The 18,133-nt window shown below is 72.3% G+C and carries 17 protein-coding genes, 2 tRNA genes and 2 pseudogenes; 8 read left to right on the top strand and 13 right to left on the bottom strand.

Annotated elements, in window-relative coordinates; genetic code table 11:
* Positions 1–318: 318 nt before the first annotated feature.
* The 13 genes from BJF81_RS16525 to dnaA form a co-directional block, all read right to left on the bottom strand.
* Positions 319–392 (bottom strand) — tRNA-Ala (locus BJF81_RS16525).
* A 71-nt stretch (positions 393–463) separates the two neighbouring features.
* Positions 464–595 (bottom strand): DLW-39 family protein, encoded by a 132-nt coding sequence (locus tag BJF81_RS20135; RefSeq protein WP_237770312.1) that lies wholly within the window; start codon positions 593–595, stop codon positions 464–466.
* Positions 596–625: 30 nt separating this feature from the next.
* Positions 626–702 (bottom strand) — tRNA-Ile (locus BJF81_RS16520).
* Between the two features lie 98 nt (positions 703–800).
* The gene (locus BJF81_RS16515) at positions 801–1,463 is read right to left on the bottom strand and encodes a PIG-L family deacetylase (RefSeq protein ID WP_075959262.1); all 663 of its coding nucleotides are present in this window, start codon (positions 1,461–1,463) and stop codon (positions 801–803) included.
* Between the two features lie 64 nt (positions 1,464–1,527).
* Positions 1,528–2,133, bottom strand: a complete 606-nt coding sequence (locus BJF81_RS16510; RefSeq protein WP_083664331.1) for a DUF3566 domain-containing protein — start codon at positions 2,131–2,133, stop codon at positions 1,528–1,530.
* Positions 2,134–2,341: 208 nt separating this feature from the next.
* Positions 2,342–4,954: a DNA gyrase subunit A gene (gene gyrA, locus BJF81_RS16505; RefSeq protein ID WP_143780934.1), complete on the bottom strand. Its 2,613-nt coding sequence runs from the start codon at positions 4,952–4,954 to the stop codon at positions 2,342–2,344.
* 259 nt (positions 4,955–5,213) lie between these two features.
* Entirely contained in the window at positions 5,214–7,268 is a 2,055-nt protein-coding gene (gene gyrB / locus BJF81_RS16500) for a DNA topoisomerase (ATP-hydrolyzing) subunit B (RefSeq protein WP_075959276.1), read from the bottom strand.
* A 229-nt stretch (positions 7,269–7,497) separates the two neighbouring features.
* Positions 7,498–8,046, bottom strand: a complete 549-nt coding sequence (locus BJF81_RS16495) for a DUF721 domain-containing protein (protein ID WP_075959261.1) — start codon at positions 8,044–8,046, stop codon at positions 7,498–7,500.
* Positions 8,000–8,275: a hypothetical protein gene (locus tag BJF81_RS16490; protein ID WP_075959260.1), complete on the bottom strand. Its 276-nt coding sequence runs from the start codon at positions 8,273–8,275 to the stop codon at positions 8,000–8,002. The genes BJF81_RS16495 and BJF81_RS16490 overlap by 47 nt, the downstream gene beginning before the upstream one ends.
* 69 nt (positions 8,276–8,344) lie before the next feature.
* Entirely contained in the window at positions 8,345–9,571 is a 1,227-nt protein-coding gene (gene recF, locus BJF81_RS16485; protein WP_075959259.1) for a DNA replication/repair protein RecF, read from the bottom strand.
* Positions 9,572–9,593: 22 nt separating this feature from the next.
* Positions 9,594–10,685 carry a phosphogluconate dehydrogenase (NAD(+)-dependent, decarboxylating) gene (gnd, locus tag BJF81_RS16480; RefSeq protein WP_075959258.1) on the bottom strand — a complete coding sequence of 364 codons (1,092 nt, stop codon included), beginning with the start codon at positions 10,683–10,685 and terminating at the stop codon, positions 9,594–9,596.
* Between the two features lie 55 nt (positions 10,686–10,740).
* Complete coding sequence (gene dnaN, locus BJF81_RS16475; protein ID WP_075959257.1) at positions 10,741–11,871, bottom strand: DNA polymerase III subunit beta; 1,131 nt, start codon at positions 11,869–11,871, stop codon at positions 10,741–10,743.
* Between the two features lie 664 nt (positions 11,872–12,535).
* Positions 12,536–14,110: a chromosomal replication initiator protein DnaA gene (gene dnaA / locus BJF81_RS16470; protein WP_075959275.1), complete on the bottom strand. Its 1,575-nt coding sequence runs from the start codon at positions 14,108–14,110 to the stop codon at positions 12,536–12,538.
* A gap of 381 nt (positions 14,111–14,491) precedes the next feature.
* Here dnaA and rpmH point away from each other — a divergent pair, with 381 nt between their 5' ends.
* From rpmH to rsmG, 8 genes and pseudogenes are all read left to right on the top strand, one after another.
* Positions 14,492–14,629: a 50S ribosomal protein L34 gene (rpmH, locus tag BJF81_RS16465; RefSeq protein ID WP_075959256.1), complete on the top strand. Its 138-nt coding sequence runs from the start codon at positions 14,492–14,494 to the stop codon at positions 14,627–14,629.
* A gap of 26 nt (positions 14,630–14,655) precedes the next feature.
* Positions 14,656–14,841 (top strand): annotated as a pseudogene (locus BJF81_RS20130) (ribonuclease P protein component); the annotation flags it as partial.
* Between the two features lie 76 nt (positions 14,842–14,917).
* Positions 14,918–15,067: a hypothetical protein gene (locus tag BJF81_RS20125; RefSeq protein ID WP_237770316.1), complete on the top strand. Its 150-nt coding sequence runs from the start codon at positions 14,918–14,920 to the stop codon at positions 15,065–15,067.
* A complete protein-coding gene (yidD, locus tag BJF81_RS16455; protein ID WP_342447175.1) occupies positions 15,064–15,438 on the top strand; it encodes a membrane protein insertion efficiency factor YidD in 375 nt (124 codons plus the stop codon). Before BJF81_RS20125 ends, yidD begins: the two co-directional genes overlap by 4 nt.
* A gap of 7 nt (positions 15,439–15,445) precedes the next feature.
* Positions 15,446–15,925, top strand: a pseudogene (yidC, locus tag BJF81_RS21240) (membrane protein insertase YidC); the annotation flags it as partial.
* A gap of 118 nt (positions 15,926–16,043) precedes the next feature.
* The gene (locus BJF81_RS21235) at positions 16,044–16,421 is read left to right on the top strand and encodes a YidC/Oxa1 family membrane protein insertase (RefSeq protein ID WP_342447173.1); all 378 of its coding nucleotides are present in this window, start codon (positions 16,044–16,046) and stop codon (positions 16,419–16,421) included.
* Positions 16,422–16,508: 87 nt separating this feature from the next.
* Positions 16,509–17,135, top strand: a complete 627-nt coding sequence (locus BJF81_RS16445) for a Jag family protein (RefSeq protein WP_075959254.1) — start codon at positions 16,509–16,511, stop codon at positions 17,133–17,135.
* 19 nt (positions 17,136–17,154) lie between these two features.
* Positions 17,155–17,952, top strand: a complete 798-nt coding sequence (gene rsmG / locus BJF81_RS16440) for a 16S rRNA (guanine(527)-N(7))-methyltransferase RsmG (RefSeq protein ID WP_075959252.1) — start codon at positions 17,155–17,157, stop codon at positions 17,950–17,952.
* The last annotated feature ends 181 nt before the right edge of the window (positions 17,953–18,133 follow it).

The following is an 18,133-nucleotide window of genomic DNA, read 5'->3' as shown; positions in this document are numbered from 1 at the left end:
CGTCCGGGAACGGCGCCCCCATGGTGGGTCCGCCGCCAGGCCCGGCCGCGGCGGTCCCAGCGCGTCGATCTCGGCACCTGAGGAGTCGGCTGAGCCATAAGACAAGCGACCTCACCGCCCTGCTCCGTCTGGCCGTCGACCTGACCCCCTGCTGCAGATTGATGTCCAGGGACAGGACCCGTGTCGCTCTGCCCGATGCCCTGCTGACCAAATACGTGCAGGTCAGGCCCATGATCGACACGTTTGCAGCCGTACTTTGCTGGGGTACGGGCACGACAGAGGCCCTCCCCGACGAGCGGGAAGGGCCTCTGACCTGGGTGGAGGCGAGGGGACTCGAACCCCTAACCCCCCTGCTTGCAAAGCAGGTGCGCTACCAATTGCGCCACGCCCCCGTGCGCGGCCGCAGCCGCGGGGACCACCGTCTTGTGTTGTCCTCCGCCCCGGACCGGGCAGGTCCGGCGACCTACTGACCGGGGTTGGTGTCCACCTCGTCGGTGGCCTCGGCCCACAGGTCGCGCTCGGCCTGGGTGTCCTGCATCTTCTTCAGCGCCGCCAGCCCGAAGGCCGCAGCTGCCAGCACGAGCAAGCGGTTCATCTCGTCCCTCCCGGGATGTCGAGGATGGTCTGGTGGGCCTAACAGGACTTGAACCTGTGACCTCTTCCTTATCAGGGAAGCGCTCTAACCGTCTGAGCTATAGGCCCGTGCGTGCAGGTCCGAGGAGCGCAGCACGCGACGCACGAGGTTACCGTACCAACGCGCGCGGCTCCAAAACGCGGGGAACCGGGCACGGCCGTCGCCCCTACCGCCGCAGCCACCGCAGGTGCTCGTTGTCCCCCAGCAACTCCAGCCGGCGCCACAGCACCGACCCGGGCACGGCCTGGCTGGCGTGGCAGCGCACCGCCCGCAGCTGGCGCACCCGGTCGACCGTCAGCACCAGGTCGACGTCGGCCTCCTCGTGCCCGTCGAAGGGTGCGCCATACTCCTCGCGCAGGCCGGTCGCCACCGCGAGCGGCAGGGTCCATCCCAGGACGGGTATGCCGAGCACGTCGCCCGCGCGCACGGCCGCCTCCGTCGCGGCGGCGTGGTCCCGGTGGCCGGTGACCCCGGTGAGGTCGAAGCCGACCAGCGCGTCGGCCCCGGTGCGCCGGGCGGCGGTGACCACCTGCTGCGTGAGCTCCTCGGGGTCCACCTCGCCCAGGGCACCGTCGGGGTAGGTCAGCAGCGCCACGTCGTCGACGCCCAGCTCCTCCGCCGCGGCCGCCAACTCCCCGGCCCGCAGCGCCGTCAGGTCGCCCGGCACCCCGTGCAGCGTCGAGGCCTCCCCGCGCGTCAGGCAGAGCACCGAGACGCCAGCGCCCGCGTCCCGCAGCGCGGTGAGCACGGCGCCCAGGCCGAACGACTCGTCGTCGGGGTGGGCGACGACGGCCAGCACGGACCGCCAGGCCGGCAGGGTGGACTCCATGGGCTCATCCTTCCTCGTCACCGTGGTGACGGGACCAGGGCCTCCTCCGGGGTATGCCGTCAGCTCACTCGTCGGAGAGCGTCACCTGGGCACCGCCGACGAGGGCGGCGCAGATGTTGTAGAGGAAGGCCGTCAGCGTCGCCAGGGCGGTCAGCAGGAAGACGTTGAGCACGCCCAGCACCGCCGCCAGGGAGACCACCCGCCCGAAGCCGAAGTAGTCCATGAGGTCGAACGAGGGGCCGCCGGCCTCGCCGCTGGTCACCTGGACGAAGAAGTCGCTGATCGTGGAGAAGACGTTCATCCCCGACAGCACCGTCCACAGCACCGCCACCATGACGACGCCGGCGATGCCGAGCGCCACCGAGACGAGGAAGCTGATCTTCAGCACCGACCACGGGTCGATCCGCTGGGCGGTGAGCCGGACCCGGCGGGGCCCGGTGCGCCGGGGGGCCGGTCGACCGCCCCGGGCAGCGCCGGGGCGGGCGTTGCCCGTCGTGCGGGCGGTCCCGGTGCCGGGGCCGCCGGGCTGACGCGAGGCCGAGGACCGGCCTGCCGTAGCGCCGGCGGCCGACCCGGAGGCCAGGCCGGCGGTGGCCCCGCGCAGCGCTCGCGCCTTGCGGGCGGCCAGGTCCCGGCCCTGGGCCGTGCGGGCCAGGGCGCCGTCGCGCATCTTCTCGGCCGTCGAGCGCTGGTCGGAGCCGTCGCCGGCGCCTTCGCCCCGGAGCCCTCGGCGTCCTTGGCGGGGGCGTCCTGCGCCGGTCCCGCCTCGGCGGGCCGTCCCGACCCACGGTCGCCGGTCTCGTCGGGCCGGACCCGGGGGTGCACCTGGGTCTCGTCGCCGGACGTGGTCGATCCCGGCTGGGCGCCGTGGGTCGTGCTCATGCGTCGTCTCCCGTGCCGGTGTCGTCGGTCCCGGTGCCGCCCTCGGTCGTGCTGCTGCCGGTGGTCCGGCCGCCGCCGGCGGGCGTCTCCTGCTCCGACGGTACGGCATCGGCCGGTGCGGCGACATCCTCCGCGCCGTTCGGGGCCGTCGCGGGGGCGACGTCGAGGTCGTCCACGTCGGCCGCGATCTCCTCGACGTTCTCCACCGCGTTCTTCTCGGTGTTGCGGGCCACGGCCACGATCGAGTCGTTGCGGCCCGGCTTGGCGAACTGCACCCCGGAGGTGTCCCGGCCGGTGACGCGCACCTGGTCGACCGAGGAGCGCACGACGTTGCCGCGCTCCATGACGACGAGCACCTCGTCGCCCTCGTCGACGGTGAGCGCACCGACGAGGTCGCCGCCGCGCTCGCTGGCCCTGGCCACCTTGATGCCCAGCCCGCCGCGGCCCTGGACCCGGTAGGCCGACACGGGCGTGCGCTTGGCCATCCCGGTCTCGAAGACGACGAAGACGTAGGGGTCCTCGCCCGAGGGGACCACGGACATGGACAGCAGGTGGTCGTCGCCGCGGAACTTCATACCCGTGACGCCGGAGGTGGCGCGCCCCATGGGGCGCAGCTGCTCGTCGGTGGCCGTGAAGCGCACGGACTGGCCCTGGCGGGAGACGAGCAGCACGTCGTCCTCGGCCGAGGCCAGCTGGGCCCCGACGAGCTCGTCTCCCTCGCGCAGGTTGACCGCGATGAGGCCGCCGGAGCGGGGGGAGTCGTAGTCGCCCAGGCGGGACTTCTTGACCAGCCCGTTGCGGGTGGCCAGCAGCAGGTAGGGCGCCTGCTGGTAGTCCTGCACCGTGAGCACCTGGGCGATCTGCTCGTCGGGCTGGAAGGCCAGCAGGTTGGCCACGTGCTGGCCTTTGCCGGTCGGGCCGCCCTCGGCGAACTCGTAGGCCTTGGCCCGGTAGACCCGGCCCTTGTTGGTGAAGAACAGCATCCAGTGGTGGGTGCTGGTGATGAAGAAGTGGTCCACGACGTCGTCGGCCCGCAGCGCGGCGCCGCGGCGGCCCTTGCCCCCGCGGTTCTGCGGGCGGTACTCCCGGACGGGGGTGCGCTTGACGTAGCCGCCGCGGGTGATGGTGACGACCACGTCCTCCTCGGGGATGAGGTCCTCCATCGACATGTCGCCCTCGTCGGGGACGATCTTGGTGCGCCGGTCGTCGCCGTAGCGGTCGACGATGGTGCCCAGCTCGTCGGCGATGATCGAGCGCTGCCGCTCGGGCCGGGCCAGGATGTCGTGGTAGTCCTCGATGAGCGCCTGCAGCTCGTCGTGCGCCTCGATGATGCGCTGCCGCTCCAGCGCCGCCAGCCGCCGCAGCTGCATGTCGAGGATCGCGCGTGCCTGCACGTCGTCGATGCCGAGCAGCTCGATCAGCCCATCGCGGGCCTCGTCGGCCGAGGGGCTGCGCCGGATGAGGGCGATGACCTCGTCGAGCATGTCGAGGGCCTTGAGCAGGCCGCGCAGGACGTGGATCCGCTTCTCGGCCTCGTCGAGGCGGTACTGCGTGCGCCGGACGATGACGTCGACCTGGTGGTCGACCCAGTGCCGCACGAACGCCGAGATCGGCAGGGTGCGCGGCACCCCGTCGACGAGGGCGAGCATGTTGGCGCTGAAGTTGGCCTGCAGCTGGGTGTGCTTGTAGAGGTTGTTGAGCACGACCTTGGCGACGGCGTCGCGCTTGAGGACGATGACGAGGCGCTGGCCGGTGCGGCCGGAGGTCTCGTCGCGCAGGTCGGCGATGCCGGCCAGGCGGCCCTCGTTGACCAGCTGGGCGATCTTGCGCACGAGGTTGTCCGGGTTGACCTGGTAGGGCAGCTCGGTGACGACCAGGCACTGGCGGCCGTGGATCTCCTCGACCTCGACGACGGCGCGCTGGACGATCGAGCCGCGACCGGTGCGGTAGGCCTCCTCGATCCCCTTCTTGCCCAGGACGAGCGCCCCGGTGGGGAAGTCCGGCCCGGGGACCAGCTCGAGGGTCTTCTCGAGCAGCTCCTCCCGGCTGGCCTCGGGGTGCTCCAGCAGCCACTGGGCGGCGGAGGCGACCTCGCGCAGGTTGTGCGGGGGAATCTGGGTGGCCATGCCGACGGCGATGCCGGCCGAACCGTTGACCAGCAGGTTGGGGAAGCGCGACGGCAGCACCGACGGCTCCTTGGTCTTGCCGTCGTAGTTGTCGACGAAGTCGACGGTGCCTTCCTCGATGTCGCGGACCATCTCCAGCGCCAGCGGGGCCATCCGGCACTCGGTGTACCGCGGGGCGGCCGCCCCCTCGTCGCCGGGCGTGCCGAAGTTGCCCTGCCCGGAGATGAGCGGGTAGCGCAGCGACCACGGCTGGACCAGGCGCACCATCGCGTCGTAGATCGCGCTGTCGCCGTGCGGGTGGTAGTGGCCCATGACGTCGCCGACGACGCGCGCGCACTTGTTGAAGCCGCGGTCGGGGCGGTAGCCGCCGTCGAACATCGCGTAGACGACCCGGCGGTGCACCGGCTTCAGGCCGTCCCGCACGTCCGGCAGCGCGCGCGAGACGATGACGCTCATCGCGTACTCGATGTAGCTGCGCTGCATCTCGGCGTTGAGGTCGATCGCCTCGGTCCGGTCGCTGTCGCCCGGGGACCGGTCCACCGGCGCGGTCTGGGGGTCCGGGTTCTCCGCGTCGACGCCGGCGCCTGGGGCAGGTCGCCGGTCACGTCGTCGGGGGTCTGGTCGTCAGCCATCGTCTCTCTTCGGTCCTGTCGGTCGGATCAGGTCGGGTATGCCGTCAGTCAGGGGGGCTTCGCCCCCCCCGACCACCCCCCGGTATGCCTGCGGCGGGGGCGCCGGGGGCTCAGATGTCGAGGAACCGCACGTCCTTGGCGTTGCGCTGGATGAAGCCGCGCCGGGACTCCACGTCCTCGCCCATGAGCACCGCGAAGATCTCGTCGGCCGCGGCCGCGTCGTCGATCGTCACCTGCAGCAGCACCCGGGTCTCGGGGTCCATGGTCGTCTCCCACAGCTCCTGGGGGTTCATCTCGCCCAGACCCTTGTAGCGCTGCACGCCGGAGTCCTTCGGCAGCCGCCAGCCCTTGCTCAGCCCCTCGCGGTAGAGGGCGTCGCGCTCCCGGTCGGTGTAGGCGAACTGGTGGTCGGCGTTGGTCCACTTGAGCCGGTAGAGCGGCGGCTGGGCCAGGTAGACGTAGCCGTGCTCGATGAGCGGGCGCATGAAGCGGAACAGCAGGGTCAGCAGCAGGGTGCGGATGTGCATGCCGTCGACGTCGGCGTCGGCCATCAGCACGATCTTGTGGTAGCGGGCCTTGGTGATGTCGAACTCCTCGCCGATGCCCGTGCCGAAGCCGCTGATGAGGGCCTGCACCTCGAGGTTGGCCAGCACCTTGTCCAGCCGCGCCTTCTCGACGTTGAGGATCTTCCCGCGGATGGGCAGGATCGCCTGGTGGTGCGGGTCGCGCCCGGACACCGCGGACCCGCCGGCGGAGTCGCCCTCGACGATGAACACCTCGGAGGTGGCCGGGTCCTTGGACTGGCAGTCCTTGAGCTTGCCCGGCAGCCCGAGGCTCTCCAGCGGACCCTTGCGCCGGGTGGCGTCGCGCGCCTTGCGGGCGGCCATCCGGGCGTGCGCGGCCTGCACCGCCTTGTTGACGATGGCCCGCCCCTCGCGGGGGTGGGCGTCCAGCCAGGAGCCGAAGCGCTCGGTCATCGCCGCCTGGACGAAGCCCTTGACCTCGGAGTTGCCCAGCTTGGTCTTGGTCTGCCCCTCGAACTGCGGCTCGCCGAGCTTGACCGAGATGACGGCGGTCAGGCCCTCGCGCACGTCGTCGCCGGTGAGGTTGTCGTCCTTGTCGCGCAGCACCTTGTTGGTGCGGGCGAAGTCGTTGACCAGCCGGGTCAGCGAGGCCCGGAAGCCCTCCTCGTGGGTGCCGCCCTCGTAGGTGTTGATCGCGTTGGCGTAGGTGTGCACCGACTCGCTGTAGGCGGCCGTCCACTGCATGGCGACCTCGAGGCTGAGCGCGCGCTCGGTGTCCTCCAGCTCGAAGGCGATGACCTCCTCGTGGATCGGCTCGGCCCGCTTGGAGCGGTTGATGTGCTTGACGTAGTCGAGGATGCCGTCGGCGTAGCGGTAGGTGACGCTGCGGTCCTTCTCGGCGCGGGCGGCCTCGTCCTCGGCCTCGGCGACCGCCTCGGGGTCCTCGTCGGTCTCGACGGGCCGCTCGTCGGTGAGCGTGATCGACAGCCCCTTGTTGAGGAAGGCCATCTGCTGCAGCCGGGCGCGGAGGGTCTCGAAGTCGAAGACGACGGTGTCGAAGATGTCCGGGCTGGGCCAGAAGGTGATCGTCGTGCCGGTCTCGTCCTCGGGGATCTGCTCGTCCACGGACAGCGGGGCCACGGGCACGCCCAGCTCGTAGGCCTGGCGGTGGACCCGGCCGTTCTGGCGCACCTCCACCTCGAGCCGGTCGGAGAGCGCGTTGACGACCGAGGAGCCCACGCCGTGGAGCCCGCCGGAGACCTTGTAGCCGCCGCCGCCGAACTTCCCGCCGGCGTGCAGCACGGTCAGGACGACCTCGACCGCCGGGCGGCCCTCGCCCTCGTGCATGCCGGTGGGGATGCCGCGGCCGTTGTCGACCACCCGGCACCCGCCGTCGGCGAGCAGGGTGATCTGGACGCCGTCGGCATACCCCGCCATGGCCTCGTCCACCGAGTTGTCCACGATCTCGTAGACGAGGTGGTGCAGCCCTCGCTCGCCGGTGGAGCCGATGTACATGCCCGGCCGCTTGCGGACGGCCTCCAGGCCCTCCAGCACGGTGATCGCCGAGGCGTCGTAGGCCGGCGTCGTGGCCAACGACCCGGGATCCCCCTCCGTCGGTGTCGCCTCCGGCAGCTCCGGCATCGCCGGCTCGTCAGGGATCTCGGGACCGACCTGGGGCACGGTGCTCCTCGGGGTGGAAGGTGGACCACGGGACGTGGAACGGACAACAGGTCGATGTTACCCGTTGGGTGGTGCGAAGACCGCATTCCACAGCCTCTTTCGCGGCCTTTCCCCGCCCGTCTGGCGACGGAACGGACGGCCGGACCACCCCCTCCACGTCACCGGGGGTGTCCGGGCCTCTGCGAGGCCGTCAACCGTAGGTGTCCCGCGGTCCCCGCCCACCGGCCGACAGCGGCCCCTTGCGCCAGGACGGGCCCCCCGGCCCGCGGACCACGATCTCGGTGACGATGCCGCCGCCGACCTCCTGCTCGATCCGGCCGAGGACCGTGGAGACCAGCAGCCGCATCTGGGTGGCCCAGGCCGTGGAGGCGGCCCGGACCGTCAGCGTGGTCCCCTCGAAGGCGACCACCTCGACGTTGTCGGCCACACGGTCGCCGACGATCGTGCGCCACCGGCCCACGACCGAGCCGACCTGCACGTCCGTGTCCCAGCCGCGGGCGGCGACGAGACGGTCGATCTCGGCCCCCACGGGGTGGGGGTCGCGGTCGTCGCGCGAGGTCGTGGTGGTCGTCGGGGAGCGCCGTTGCCGGCGGCTGCCCGCCGGGGAGCCGGGTCGCAGCCCCCTGGCCCTGGCCGCCCTCCGGGCGCGGGCCAGCGCCTCGTGGGCGGCGTCGAGCGGTCCCGGCTCGTCGTCACCGGGCAACGCCGGTTCCCCCGGGGGGGTCGTTCCGCTGTCCATCGCCTGCTCCTGCGTCGTTCCGGTGCCCGTCGTCCTCGATCATCCCACCGGTCTGCCGCCGGCCCCGCGCCTGGCCCTGCTCGACCGCGGCCCCGATCCCCAGCCCGAGCGCCACGCCGACGCCGGCGAGGACCAGCCAGAGGACGTCCCCGGAGATGGCGAACATCACCGCCCCGATCCCCGCCCCGGCGACGATGCCGTACATCATGCCCGCCTGCGCAGGCGTCACCCGAGGACCAGCCATGCTCCACCACTCCCTGACGGCGGACCGCCGACGGCGGCGTCCGCACCTCCCAGGCTACCCGCGATCCTCCGTCGTGGCCCGGGGGACCACCGAGCCCAGGGTGACGTCGAGGACCCGTCCGTCGGCGACCAGGCCGGCGGGCACGTCGTCGGGGACGGCCGCGGTGACGAGGACCTGCTCGCAGTCGGCGACCAGGTCGGCGAGCCGTCGGCGCCGCCCGGTGTCCAGCTCGGCGAAGACGTCGTCGAGGACGAGCACCGGGTCGGTCCCCAGGTCGTGCCGCAGCAGGTGGAACCCGGCCAGCCGCAGCGCCAGGGCGAGGCTCCACGACTCCCCGTGGCTGGCGTAGCCCTTGGCAGGCAGGTCGCCGAGGGTCAGCACCAGCTCGTCCCGGTGCGGGCCCACGAGGCTGACCCCGCGCTGCTGCTCCTGCTCGCGCGCCTCCTCGAGGGTGGCGAGGAGGGCGGCGACGAGCTCCTCCTGGTCGGGCACCTCCCCGCCCGCGACCGCCTCGGCCACCTCGGCCCGCAGGGACGAGCGGTAGGTCGCGTCGGCCAGGGTGTCGGCGTCGGCGATGGTGCGGTAGGCGTCGGCCAGGTAGGGCCGCAGGTCGCGCAGCAGCCGCAGCCGGGCGTAGACGAGGGCCCCGCCGATGCGGGCCAGCTGGTCGTCGAAGACCGCCAGCGTGGCCGACGCCGAGGCGCGGGCCTCCTCCACGCTCTCCCCGGGGGCCAGCCGTGGCCCCTGTCCCCGCCGGGGCGCGCGCCACAGTCCCGAGGCCTGACGCAGCAGGGTGTTGCGCTGCTTGAGCGCCTTCTCGTAGTCGGCGCGGACGCCGGCCCAGCGGGGCTGCCGGGCCACGAGCAGGTCGTCGAGCAGCCGCCGTCGTTCTGACGGGTCGCCCTTGACCAGGGCCAGGTCCTCGGGGGCGAAGAGCACCGTGCGCAGGTGGCCGAGGACCTCGCGCTGCCGGCCGACGGGGGACCGGTTGACCCGTGCCCGGTTGGCGCGTCCCGGCACGATCTGCAGCTCGAGGAGGGTCTCGTGCCCGTCCTGGACGACCGTGGCCCGCACGACGGCGCTGTCCGCCCCGGCGCGCACGAGCGGGGCGTCCTGGGCGACCCGGTGCGAGCCGAGGGTCGCCACGTAGCCGGCGGCCTCGACGAGGTTGGTCTTGCCCTGCCCGTTGCGGCCGAGCAGCACCGTCACCCCGGGCCCGAGCTCGACGGTGGCCGAGGGATAGCTGCGGAAGTCGGTGACCGAGAGCTCGCGCAGGTGCACCGGTGGGAGGACCCTGGCCCGCTCAGGCGGGGTCGGTGTCGCCGCTGCCCGAGGTGGGCCCCTGGCCGTCCTCGGTCGAACCGGTGCCCGAGGAGGGACCGGCCTCGGTGGCCGCCTCGTCCGAGGACCCGGACCCGTCGTCGGCGCCGACCCGGCGCTCGCCCGCGTCGTCCTGCTTGGGCTCCGCGCCGCCGTGCACCTCGACCTCGCCCTCGGTGCGGGTGTCCGGGTCGTCGAGCATCTCGACCGCGTGCCCGCCGAACTGGCCGCGCAGCGCCGCGACGGCCTGCATGGCCGGGGAGTTCTCCTGGCGTGAGGCGAACCGGGAGAACAGGGCGGCGCTGATGACCGGCATCGGCACGGCCATCTCGATGGCCTCCTCGACCGTCCAGCGGCCCTCGCCGGAGTCGGTGGTGTACTCGCTGATGCCCTCCAGGCCGGGGGTCTCGTCCAGGGCCTTGACGAGCAGGTCCAGCAGCCAGGAGCGCACCACCGTGCCGCGGGTCCACGCCTGGAAGCAGCCCTTGACGTCCTTGACGATGTCCTTGGCGGTGAGCAGCTCGAAGCCCTCGGCGTAGGCGTGCATGAGGCCGTACTCGATGCCGTTGTGGACCATCTTGGCGTAGTGGCCGGCGCCCACGTCGCCGGCGTGGACGAAGCCCTCCTCGCGAGGACCCTCGGGACGCAGCGCGTCGAAGACCGGCATCGCCAGCTCGACGTGCTCCGTGCGCCCGCCGCACATGAGGCCGTAGCCGTTGTCCAGGCCCCAGATGCCGCCGGAGACGCCGCAGTCGACGTAGCCGATGCCCTTGGGCTCGAGGATGGCGTCCAGCTCACGGTCCTCGCTGAAGTGGCTGTTGCCGCCCTCGATGACCATGTCGCCCTCGGAGAGCAGCTCGCCCAGCGTCTCGACCGTCGACCGGGTGGGGTCGCCGTGCGGCACCATCACCCACACGACCCGGGGGGCCTCCAGGGCCTCCACGAGGGCCTCGACGCTGTCGACGTCGCGGACGTCCTCGTCCAGGTCGTAGCCGACGACCTCCAGACCGGCGCGGCGCAGCCGTTCCCGCATGTTGCCGCCCATCTTGCCCAGGCCGATCATGCCGATCTTCATCTGCTGCTCCTCGTGGGTCGGGTGCTGCTGGCAGGCTGCGCGGTGGGACGGACGCTCAGGACGTGCGCACCGGCATCAGGACGTAACGGTAGGACTCGTCGGACTCCCCGTCGACCGCAGCCTGCCCGGACAGCACGGCCGGGCGGGAGGGCTGGGTGAAGGACAGCCGGGCGAACGGGGCGTTGAGCACGCCGAGCCCGTCGAGGAGGAACTGGGGGTTGAACGCGATCTCGATCTCGGGGCCGGTGAGCGTGGCCTCGACGGCCTCCGACCCCTGGGCGTCGTCGCCCGTGCCGGCCTCGATGGCGACCTGGTCCTCGGAGAAGCGCAGCCGGACGGGGGTGTTCCGCTCGGCCACGAGGGCGACGCGCCGGACGGCCTCGACGAGGGCCTGGGTGTCCACGACCGCGACGCTGTCGACGCTGGTCGGGAAGATCGAGGTCACCTTGGGGTACTCCCCGTCCAGCAGCCGGGTGGTGCTGCGGCGACGCCCGGCCTCGAACCCGACGAGCCCGTCCCCGCGGGCGGCGTCGCCGAAGGCGACCCCCACCGAGGCCGAGGCGCCGAGCGACTTGGCGGTCTCGGACAGCGTGCGGGCGGGGATGAGGGTGACGTGGGAGGCGTCGGAGGACCGGGGGTTCCAGGTCAGCTCGCGCATCGCCAGGCGGTAGCGGTCGGTGGCCAGCATGGTGACCTTCTCGCCGTCGATCTCCACCCGGACCCCGGTGAGGATCGGCAGGGTGTCGCCGCGGTCGGCGGCGATGGAGACCTGGTGGACGGCCTGGGTGAAGACGTCGCCCTCGATGGTGCCGTCCGGCTCGACCTGCGCCGGCAGCTGGGGGTAGTCCGAGACCGGCATCTGGATCAGTGCGAACCGGCTGGACCCGCAGGTCAGCTGCACCTTGGCGCCCTCGGTGGCCACGTCGACCGGGCGGTCGGGCAGGTTGCGGGCGATGTCGGCCAGGAGCCGGCCCAGGACGAGGACCTGCCCGCCCTCGGTGACCTCGGCCTCGACGGTGACGGTGGCCGAGACCTCGTAGTCGTAGGCCGACAGGGTCAGCGTCCCCTCCTCGTCGGCGGTGAGCAGGACACCGGCCAGGACGGGCACCGGCGGACGGTTGCTCAGGCCACGGACCACCCAGGCCACGGCCTCGGAGAGGACATCGCGCTCGACACGGAACTTCACGTCACACGGCCTTTCGGCTTCCAGGAACTCACGACCAGCGGCACGCCCCGGGGCGGCGCGCGGAGAAGAAGCATGACACGTCCGGCCAGCCCCTGCACCCGCGGGTCCCCGGGGGGTCCCGACCCGGACCACTTTGCCACGCGGTGCCGTGCCCGTTCGGGGCGCATCCCCAGGGACGCAGGACGGATCGAGTCGGGGTAGAAGAGTTTCGTCATCGTCATCGGGCCTGTGGACGCTGTGGACAACCACCCGGGTGGAGGGGTGTCGCCGCAGGTCCCACGGCGTGGCGGAGGTGTCGTTCACCCTGTGTACACGACGTGGACGCGTCGGTGGACGCGGCAGCACCGGTGTGGACGCCGTCGGCCGGTCCCCAGGGCGCACCGGGTCCGTCCACCCGTCGTCCGCAGGCTGACCTGCGGCGATCCACCGTCCGTCCCCAGGTTGTCCACACCCCGAGGCCCCGCGGGGAACGGACGCGTCTCGTCGGTCGAGGGCCGTGCGGGCGGGGCGGGTGTGACGTCGGTGAACGCACGGTGACGACGCACAGGTCTGTCCACACCTGTGGACAACGGGGTTCCCTACGGGCGTTCCGGGCGAGACTCCCGGAGCAGACTTCCCGGAGCAGACTTCCCGGGGCAGGTGTGCCGGGCAGGGGGCCGGTGGCTCAGCGGATGGAGGCAGCCTTGCGGATGATGCCGGTGAGCTCGGTGATCTGGTCGAACAGCGCCCGTCGCTCTCCGATGAGCTGACGGATCTTGCGGTCGGCGTGCATCACCGTCGTGTGGTCGCGGCCGCCGAAGGCCTGGCCGATCTTGGGCAACGACAGCTCGGTGAGCTCGCGGCACAGGTACATCGCGATCTGCCGGGCGTTGACCAGGGTCCGGGACCGGGACGAGCCGCACAGCTCCTCGGGGGTGATCCGGAAGTAGGAGGCCACCTCGTCCATGATGACCGGCACGGTGATCGCGGCCGACTCCGCGCTGGGGATGATGTCCTTGAGCACGTGCGCGGCCAGGTCGGCGTCCGGGGGACGGTCGGAGAGGGAGGCGAAGGCCATCACCCGGATGAGCGCCCCCTCCAGCTCGCGGATGTTCGTGGTGATCTTCGTGCCGATGAGCTCGAGCACCTCGTCGGGCAGCTGCATCCCCTCCTGCGCGGCCTTCTTCTGCAGGATGGCGATGCGGGTCTCCAGGTCGGGCGGCTGGACGTCGGTGAGCAGCCCCCACTCGAACCGGCTCCGCAGACGCTCGGCGAAGCCGGACAGCCGCTTGGGCGGCTGGTCGGAGGTGATGACGACCTGCTTCTCGCTGTTGTGCAGCGTGTTGAAGGTGTGGAAGAACTCCTCGACCGTCTGCTCCTTGCCCTGCATGAACTGGATGTCGTCGATGAGCAGGAAGTCGACCGTGCGGTAGCGCCGCTGGAAGGCGCCGGCCTTCTGGTCGCGGATGGAGTTGATGAAGTCGTTGGTGAACTCCTCGGAGTTCACGTAGCGCACGCGGGCCGCGGGGTTCAGCGTGCGGGCGTAGTGCCCGATCGCGTGCAGCAGGTGGGTCTTGCCCAGCCCCGACTCGCCGTAGATGAACAGCGGGTTGTAGGCGCGGGCGGGCGACTCGGCCACGGCCAGCGAGGCGGCGTGGGCGAACCGGTTGGACGATCCGGACACGAAGGTGTCGAAGGTGTACTTCGGGTTGAGCCGGGCCTCCTCCAGGGCCGCCCGGTCCAGGCTCCGGCCCCCGGCGTGGCTCCGCCCGCCCCCGCCGTGCCCGTTCGCCCGGTCGGGGTGACCGCCGAGGCCGGTCGGCCGGCCCTGCACGGCGGTGCCGTCCTCCGCCGAGGGGTCGGTCCCCTCCCGCCCGGGGTGCCCCCCGGTGGGGCTGGGGTATGCCGCGTCCGTCCCGTCGTGCGCGTCCGTGGACCCGCCGGCCAGCTCGTCGCTCTCGTCCTCGACGTGCTGACGCAGGTCCTCGTCGACCGTGATGGCCAGCCGCACGTCCTGGTCCAGCTGGGCGGACAGCGAGTCGACGATGGGGCGGCGCAGCGTCGTCTCCAGCGTGTCCTTGGTGTGCTGGTAGGGAACGGCGAGCAGGACGGTGGAGTCCAGGATCCCGACGAGCTGGGTCAGCCGGAGGAAGGCGCGCTCGCGGGCCGGAAGCCCCCCGTCCTCGAGCTCGGAGACCACCCGCCGCCACACCTCGGTGGTGTCGACCGGGGAGCCACCGCTTGTCATCGACCTGCTCATCCCCTCATGCTCGGTGGGTCCCCTGTCGTTGTCCACATGGTTGTCCACAGCTGTGGATGAGCCGTGGACGACGAGGGTCGGAAGCGCGACGCTAACAGGCCGGTCGCGCGGCGGGCAAGTGGGGGTCGGACCGATCCGGAAGGTTCCCGGCGTGTCGTGCCGGCGCTCCGGTGCCCCAGGCCCGACCATGGGAGGTTCATCCCGGCCGGACCGACCGGCGGGTCCGCCGTCGGACGGGGTTTGACCGTGGGGGGAGGCTCCCGTACCGTTGGAAGAGGCCGTTCTGTCGGCCCTTTCCGCCTGCCCCAGGGCCTCGATCGCCCGGGCCACCCTGATCCACGGGCGTCCCCAGGACGTCCCCGTCTCCACCGGAGCACATCGATGAGCAAGCGCACGTTCCAGCCGAACAACCGTCGTCGCGCCCGCAAGCACGGCTTCCGCCTGCGGATGCGCACCCGTGCGGGCCGGGCCATCCTGGCCTCGCGCCGGGCCAAGGGCCGCAGCAGCCTGTCGGCCTGAGCCCGACGGCCGTCCCGGCGCTGTCGATGCTGCCGCGCCGTCACCGGCTGATCCGGCCCGAGGACTACCGGGCCGTGCTCCGGGGACGACAGGGCGGGCGGCGGCGTCGGACCGGCACCGAGCTGCTCGTCGTGCACGCCGCACCGACCACACCCACGCGCCCGCCGCGCGTGGGTTTTGTGGTGTCCAAGGCGGTCGGCAACTCCGTGGTCCGCCACCGGGTGGTCCGTCGGCTGCGGGCGCTCGTGGCCGGCCGGCTGCCGGACGTGCCGGGGGGGATGGGACCTGGTGGTCCGGGCGCAGCCGGCCGCGGCGACCGCCACGTCGGAGGCGCTCGGCCGCGACCTGGACCGGGCCCTGACCACCGTGCTGCCCGCGGAAGGGACGCCCTCGGCCGCGCACGAGCAGGCGGGCGCCGCCGGGAAGGATGCCGGATGACGGAGGGGTCCATGCGCGACGTGCACCGCGGAGGGGTGCCGGCCGGGGAGAGCCGTAGCGTCCTGGCGCGGCCGCTCGTGTGGCTGGTCCAGCTCTACCAGCGCACGGTGTCGCCGCTGCTGGGACCGGTGTGCCGCTACTACCCCTCGTGCTCGGCCTACTCGGTCACCGCCCTGGAACGGTTCGGCCCCCTGCGTGGGACCTGGCTGACGGTCACCAGGCTGCTGCGGTGCAACCCCTGGGCCCGGGGCGGCGTCGACCACGTGCCGGCGCGGGAGGGCGCCGGCACGCCGCATACCCATTCCGGACCGGACCACGAGGACCGGCACCGGACCACCCCACCGGTGGGCCAGCCCCACCGCCGAGACTGAGGACCCCATGGGATTCTTCGACACGATCCTCTTCCCGTTCATCTGGTTCGACTCCGCGATCCTGGTCGGCTTCGAGTGGCTGCTGACCCAGGCGGGGCTGTCGGACACGAGCGGGTGGACCTGGGTGCTGGCGATCATCGGCCTGGTCGTCACCCTCCGCGCCCTGCTGACGCCGCTGATGATCCGGCAGATCAAGAGCCAGCGCCGGTTGCAGATGGTCCAGCCCGAGCTCGCCAAGATCCAGGCGAAGTACAAGGGGAAGAAGGACCAGGCCAGCCAGAAGGCGTTCCAGGAGGAGACCTTCGGCCTGTACCGGGAGGCGGGGGCCAACCCCTTCGGCGCCTGCCTGCCGATCCTCATCCAGATGCCGTTCTTCTTCGCGCTGTTCCGGCTGCTCAACGGTGCCGAGAACGTCTCGCAGGGGCGGGCCGAGCCGCTCGGGCTGTTCACCCGGGAGCTGGCCACCAAGATGGCCGAGTCGGACATCTTCGGCGCCGGGCTGACCTCGACCTTCCTGCACGACCAGGACCTGCAGGCCAAGATCCTCTCGCTCGTGCTGATCCTCGTCATGTCCGGCACCCCAGTTCATCACCAGCCACCAGCTGATGCGCCAGAACATGTCGCCGGAGGCGCTCAACAGCCCGATGGCCAAGCAGCAGCAGATGCTCATCTACGTGCTGCCGGTGGTCTTCGCCGTCACCGGGGTGAACTTCCCGATCGCCCTGCTCATCTACTGGACGGTCAGCAACTTCTGGACGATGGGCCAGCAGTTCTTCGTCATCCGCAACATGCCCGCCCCCGGTTCGCCGGCGGAGCAGAAGTACCGCGAGCGGATGGCCCGCAAGGGCAAGGCAGCCACCGGGATCCAGCTGAAGAACCCCTCACTCCTGGCCGAGCGCGAGGCGGCGGCCCAGACCGAGCAGCAGCGCAAGGCCGGCCAGCGCGTGCAGCCCAAGAGCAAGAAGCGCGCCAAGAAGCGCTGACCGCACGACCCCGGCCCACCCGGGCCACCCAGACCAGTTCCACGTCCTGCGGCGCCGCGGAGGCGCACGGAGCACCCGAGGAGAGACATGAGCAGCACCCAGGAGAACATCGACGTCACCGAGGCCACCACGGACGCGGCCAACGACGCCACCACGGACGTCGCCACCGACACCACCGAGGAGGCGGTCGTCGAGGCCGGTGCGGAGGACCGGCCGGTCGCCGGCGCCGGAGCGGCGAAGGAGCGCACCGACGAGCTGGTGCGCGAGGGAGAGATCGCCGCCGACTTCCTGGAGGGGCTGCTGGACATCGCCGACCTGTCCGGGGACCTGGAGGTCGACATCGAGAACGACCGTGCGGCGGTGGCCATCGTCGACTCCGAGGACGTCGTCGCCCCGGGGCGGCTCGTCGGACCGGGCGGGCAGGTGCTGGACGCCCTGCAGGAGCTCACCCGACTGGCCGTCCAGGCAGAGACGGGCGAACGCAGCCGCCTCATGCTGGACGTGGCCGGCTACCGCGCCGACCGGCGGGCGGCGCTGGTGACCACGGCCCGGCGGGCCGTGGCGGAGGTGCAGGAGTCGGGCCAGCCCAAGGAGCTGGAGCCGATGACCGCCTTCGAGCGCAAGGTGGTGCACGACGAGGTGCTCGCCGCCGGCCTCAGCTCGGAGTCCGCCGGGGTCGAGCCCGCACGGCACGTCGTCGTGCTGCCCCGCTGACCCGGACGGGCCCGACGGGATGACGGACCAGGAGGGGGCGAGGCCCGCACCGGAGGCGACGGCTGCCGGGCTGCCGCCGCCCCCACCTGCCGCCGTCCGTCTGTTCGGCGAACGACTGCCGCTGGCGGTGCGCTACGCCGAGGAGCTGGCCACGACGGGGATCGAGCACGGACTCGTCGGTCCGCGGGAGGCACCCCGCCTGTGGGACCGGCACCTGCTGAACTGCCTGCTCCTGGAGTCGGCCATCCCCCAGGGGGCGACGGTCGTCGACGTGGGCTCGGGTGCGGGTCTGCCGGGGATCGTCCTGGCGCTCGCCCGGCCCGACCTGCACGTGCACCTCGTCGAGCCGTTGCTGCGGCGCACGACCTGGCTGGACCGCACCGTGGAACGGCTCGGCCTGGACAACGTCGTGGTCCACCGGGGCCGGGCGGACCAGGTCGAGCTGAGCGCCCCCGTCGTCACCGCCCGGGCGGTCGCCGCGCTCGGGACGCTGGCGGGATGGACCCTGCCGCTCCTCGAGCCCGGGGGTCGGCTGCTCGCGCTCAAGGGAACCACCGCGGCCGAGGAGCTGGCCGACGCGCACCCGGTCCTCGAGCAGCTGGGGGTCACGCAGGCGCGCGTGCTGACCCTCGAGGCCGAGGGGGTCGACCCGGTCAACGTCGTCGAGGTCCTCCGGCCGGAGGTCGTGCGGGCTCCGACCCGGGCAGCGGCAGGACGGGCGGGGGGTAACGACGGCCCGGGGCGAGGCGTGGGCCGACGTGGGCGCCGGGGCCGCCGTGGCCGATCCTCCCGAGGAGGCTCTGCGCCCGGTCGTTGAGAACTCCTGGTCCGGCGCCGGGTGAGTCTGGTGAACCTGTGGGTGGCGGCTTGGTCAGGGCGGGCTCGTCGGCGATGATGTGGACCTCATGTCTAGCGTTCATGGTGAGGCCCTGGGATGGCCCCGACATCCGGTCCGGAACACCTGGGACGACCCCACGTGGGCGTCGCTCTTCGACGAG

Origin of the sequence: Ornithinimicrobium sp. CNJ-824 (genome assembly GCF_001942405.1) — a bacterium.
GTDB lineage: Bacteria > Actinomycetota > Actinomycetes > Actinomycetales > Dermatophilaceae > Ornithinicoccus > Ornithinicoccus kibberensis.
Note: the sequence above shows the minus strand (reverse complement) of the source record. Positions and strands in the feature narration are given on the sequence as shown.

Coding starts and splice junctions, on each gene's coding strand:
- BJF81_RS20135 (WP_237770312.1), bottom strand. CDS start 595: ATGAACCGCTTGCTCGTGCTGGCAGCTGCGGCCTTCGGGCTGGCGGCG.
- BJF81_RS16515 (WP_075959262.1), bottom strand. CDS start 1,463: ATGGAGTCCACCCTGCCGGCCTGGCGGTCCGTGCTGGCCGTCGTCGCC.
- BJF81_RS16510 (WP_083664331.1), bottom strand. CDS start 2,133: ATGCGCGACGGCGCCCTGGCCCGCACGGCCCAGGGCCGGGACCTGGCC.
- gyrA (WP_143780934.1), bottom strand. CDS start 4,954: ATGCAGCGCAGCTACATCGAGTACGCGATGAGCGTCATCGTCTCGCGC.
- gyrB (WP_075959276.1), bottom strand. CDS start 7,268: ATGCCGGAGCTGCCGGAGGCGACACCGACGGAGGGGGATCCCGGGTCG.
- BJF81_RS16495 (WP_075959261.1), bottom strand. CDS start 8,046: ATGGACAGCGGAACGACCCCCCCGGGGGAACCGGCGTTGCCCGGTGAC.
- gnd (WP_075959258.1), bottom strand. CDS start 10,685: ATGAAGATCGGCATGATCGGCCTGGGCAAGATGGGCGGCAACATGCGG.
- dnaA (WP_075959275.1), bottom strand. CDS start 14,110: ATGAGCAGGTCGATGACAAGCGGTGGCTCCCCGGTCGACACCACCGAG.
- rpmH (WP_075959256.1), top strand. CDS start 14,492: ATGAGCAAGCGCACGTTCCAGCCGAACAACCGTCGTCGCGCCCGCAAG.
- yidD (WP_342447175.1), top strand. CDS start 15,064: ATGACGGAGGGGTCCATGCGCGACGTGCACCGCGGAGGGGTGCCGGCC.
- BJF81_RS21235 (WP_342447173.1), top strand. CDS start 16,044: ATGCGCCAGAACATGTCGCCGGAGGCGCTCAACAGCCCGATGGCCAAG.
- BJF81_RS16445 (WP_075959254.1), top strand. CDS start 16,509: ATGAGCAGCACCCAGGAGAACATCGACGTCACCGAGGCCACCACGGAC.
- rsmG (WP_075959252.1), top strand. CDS start 17,155: ATGACGGACCAGGAGGGGGCGAGGCCCGCACCGGAGGCGACGGCTGCC.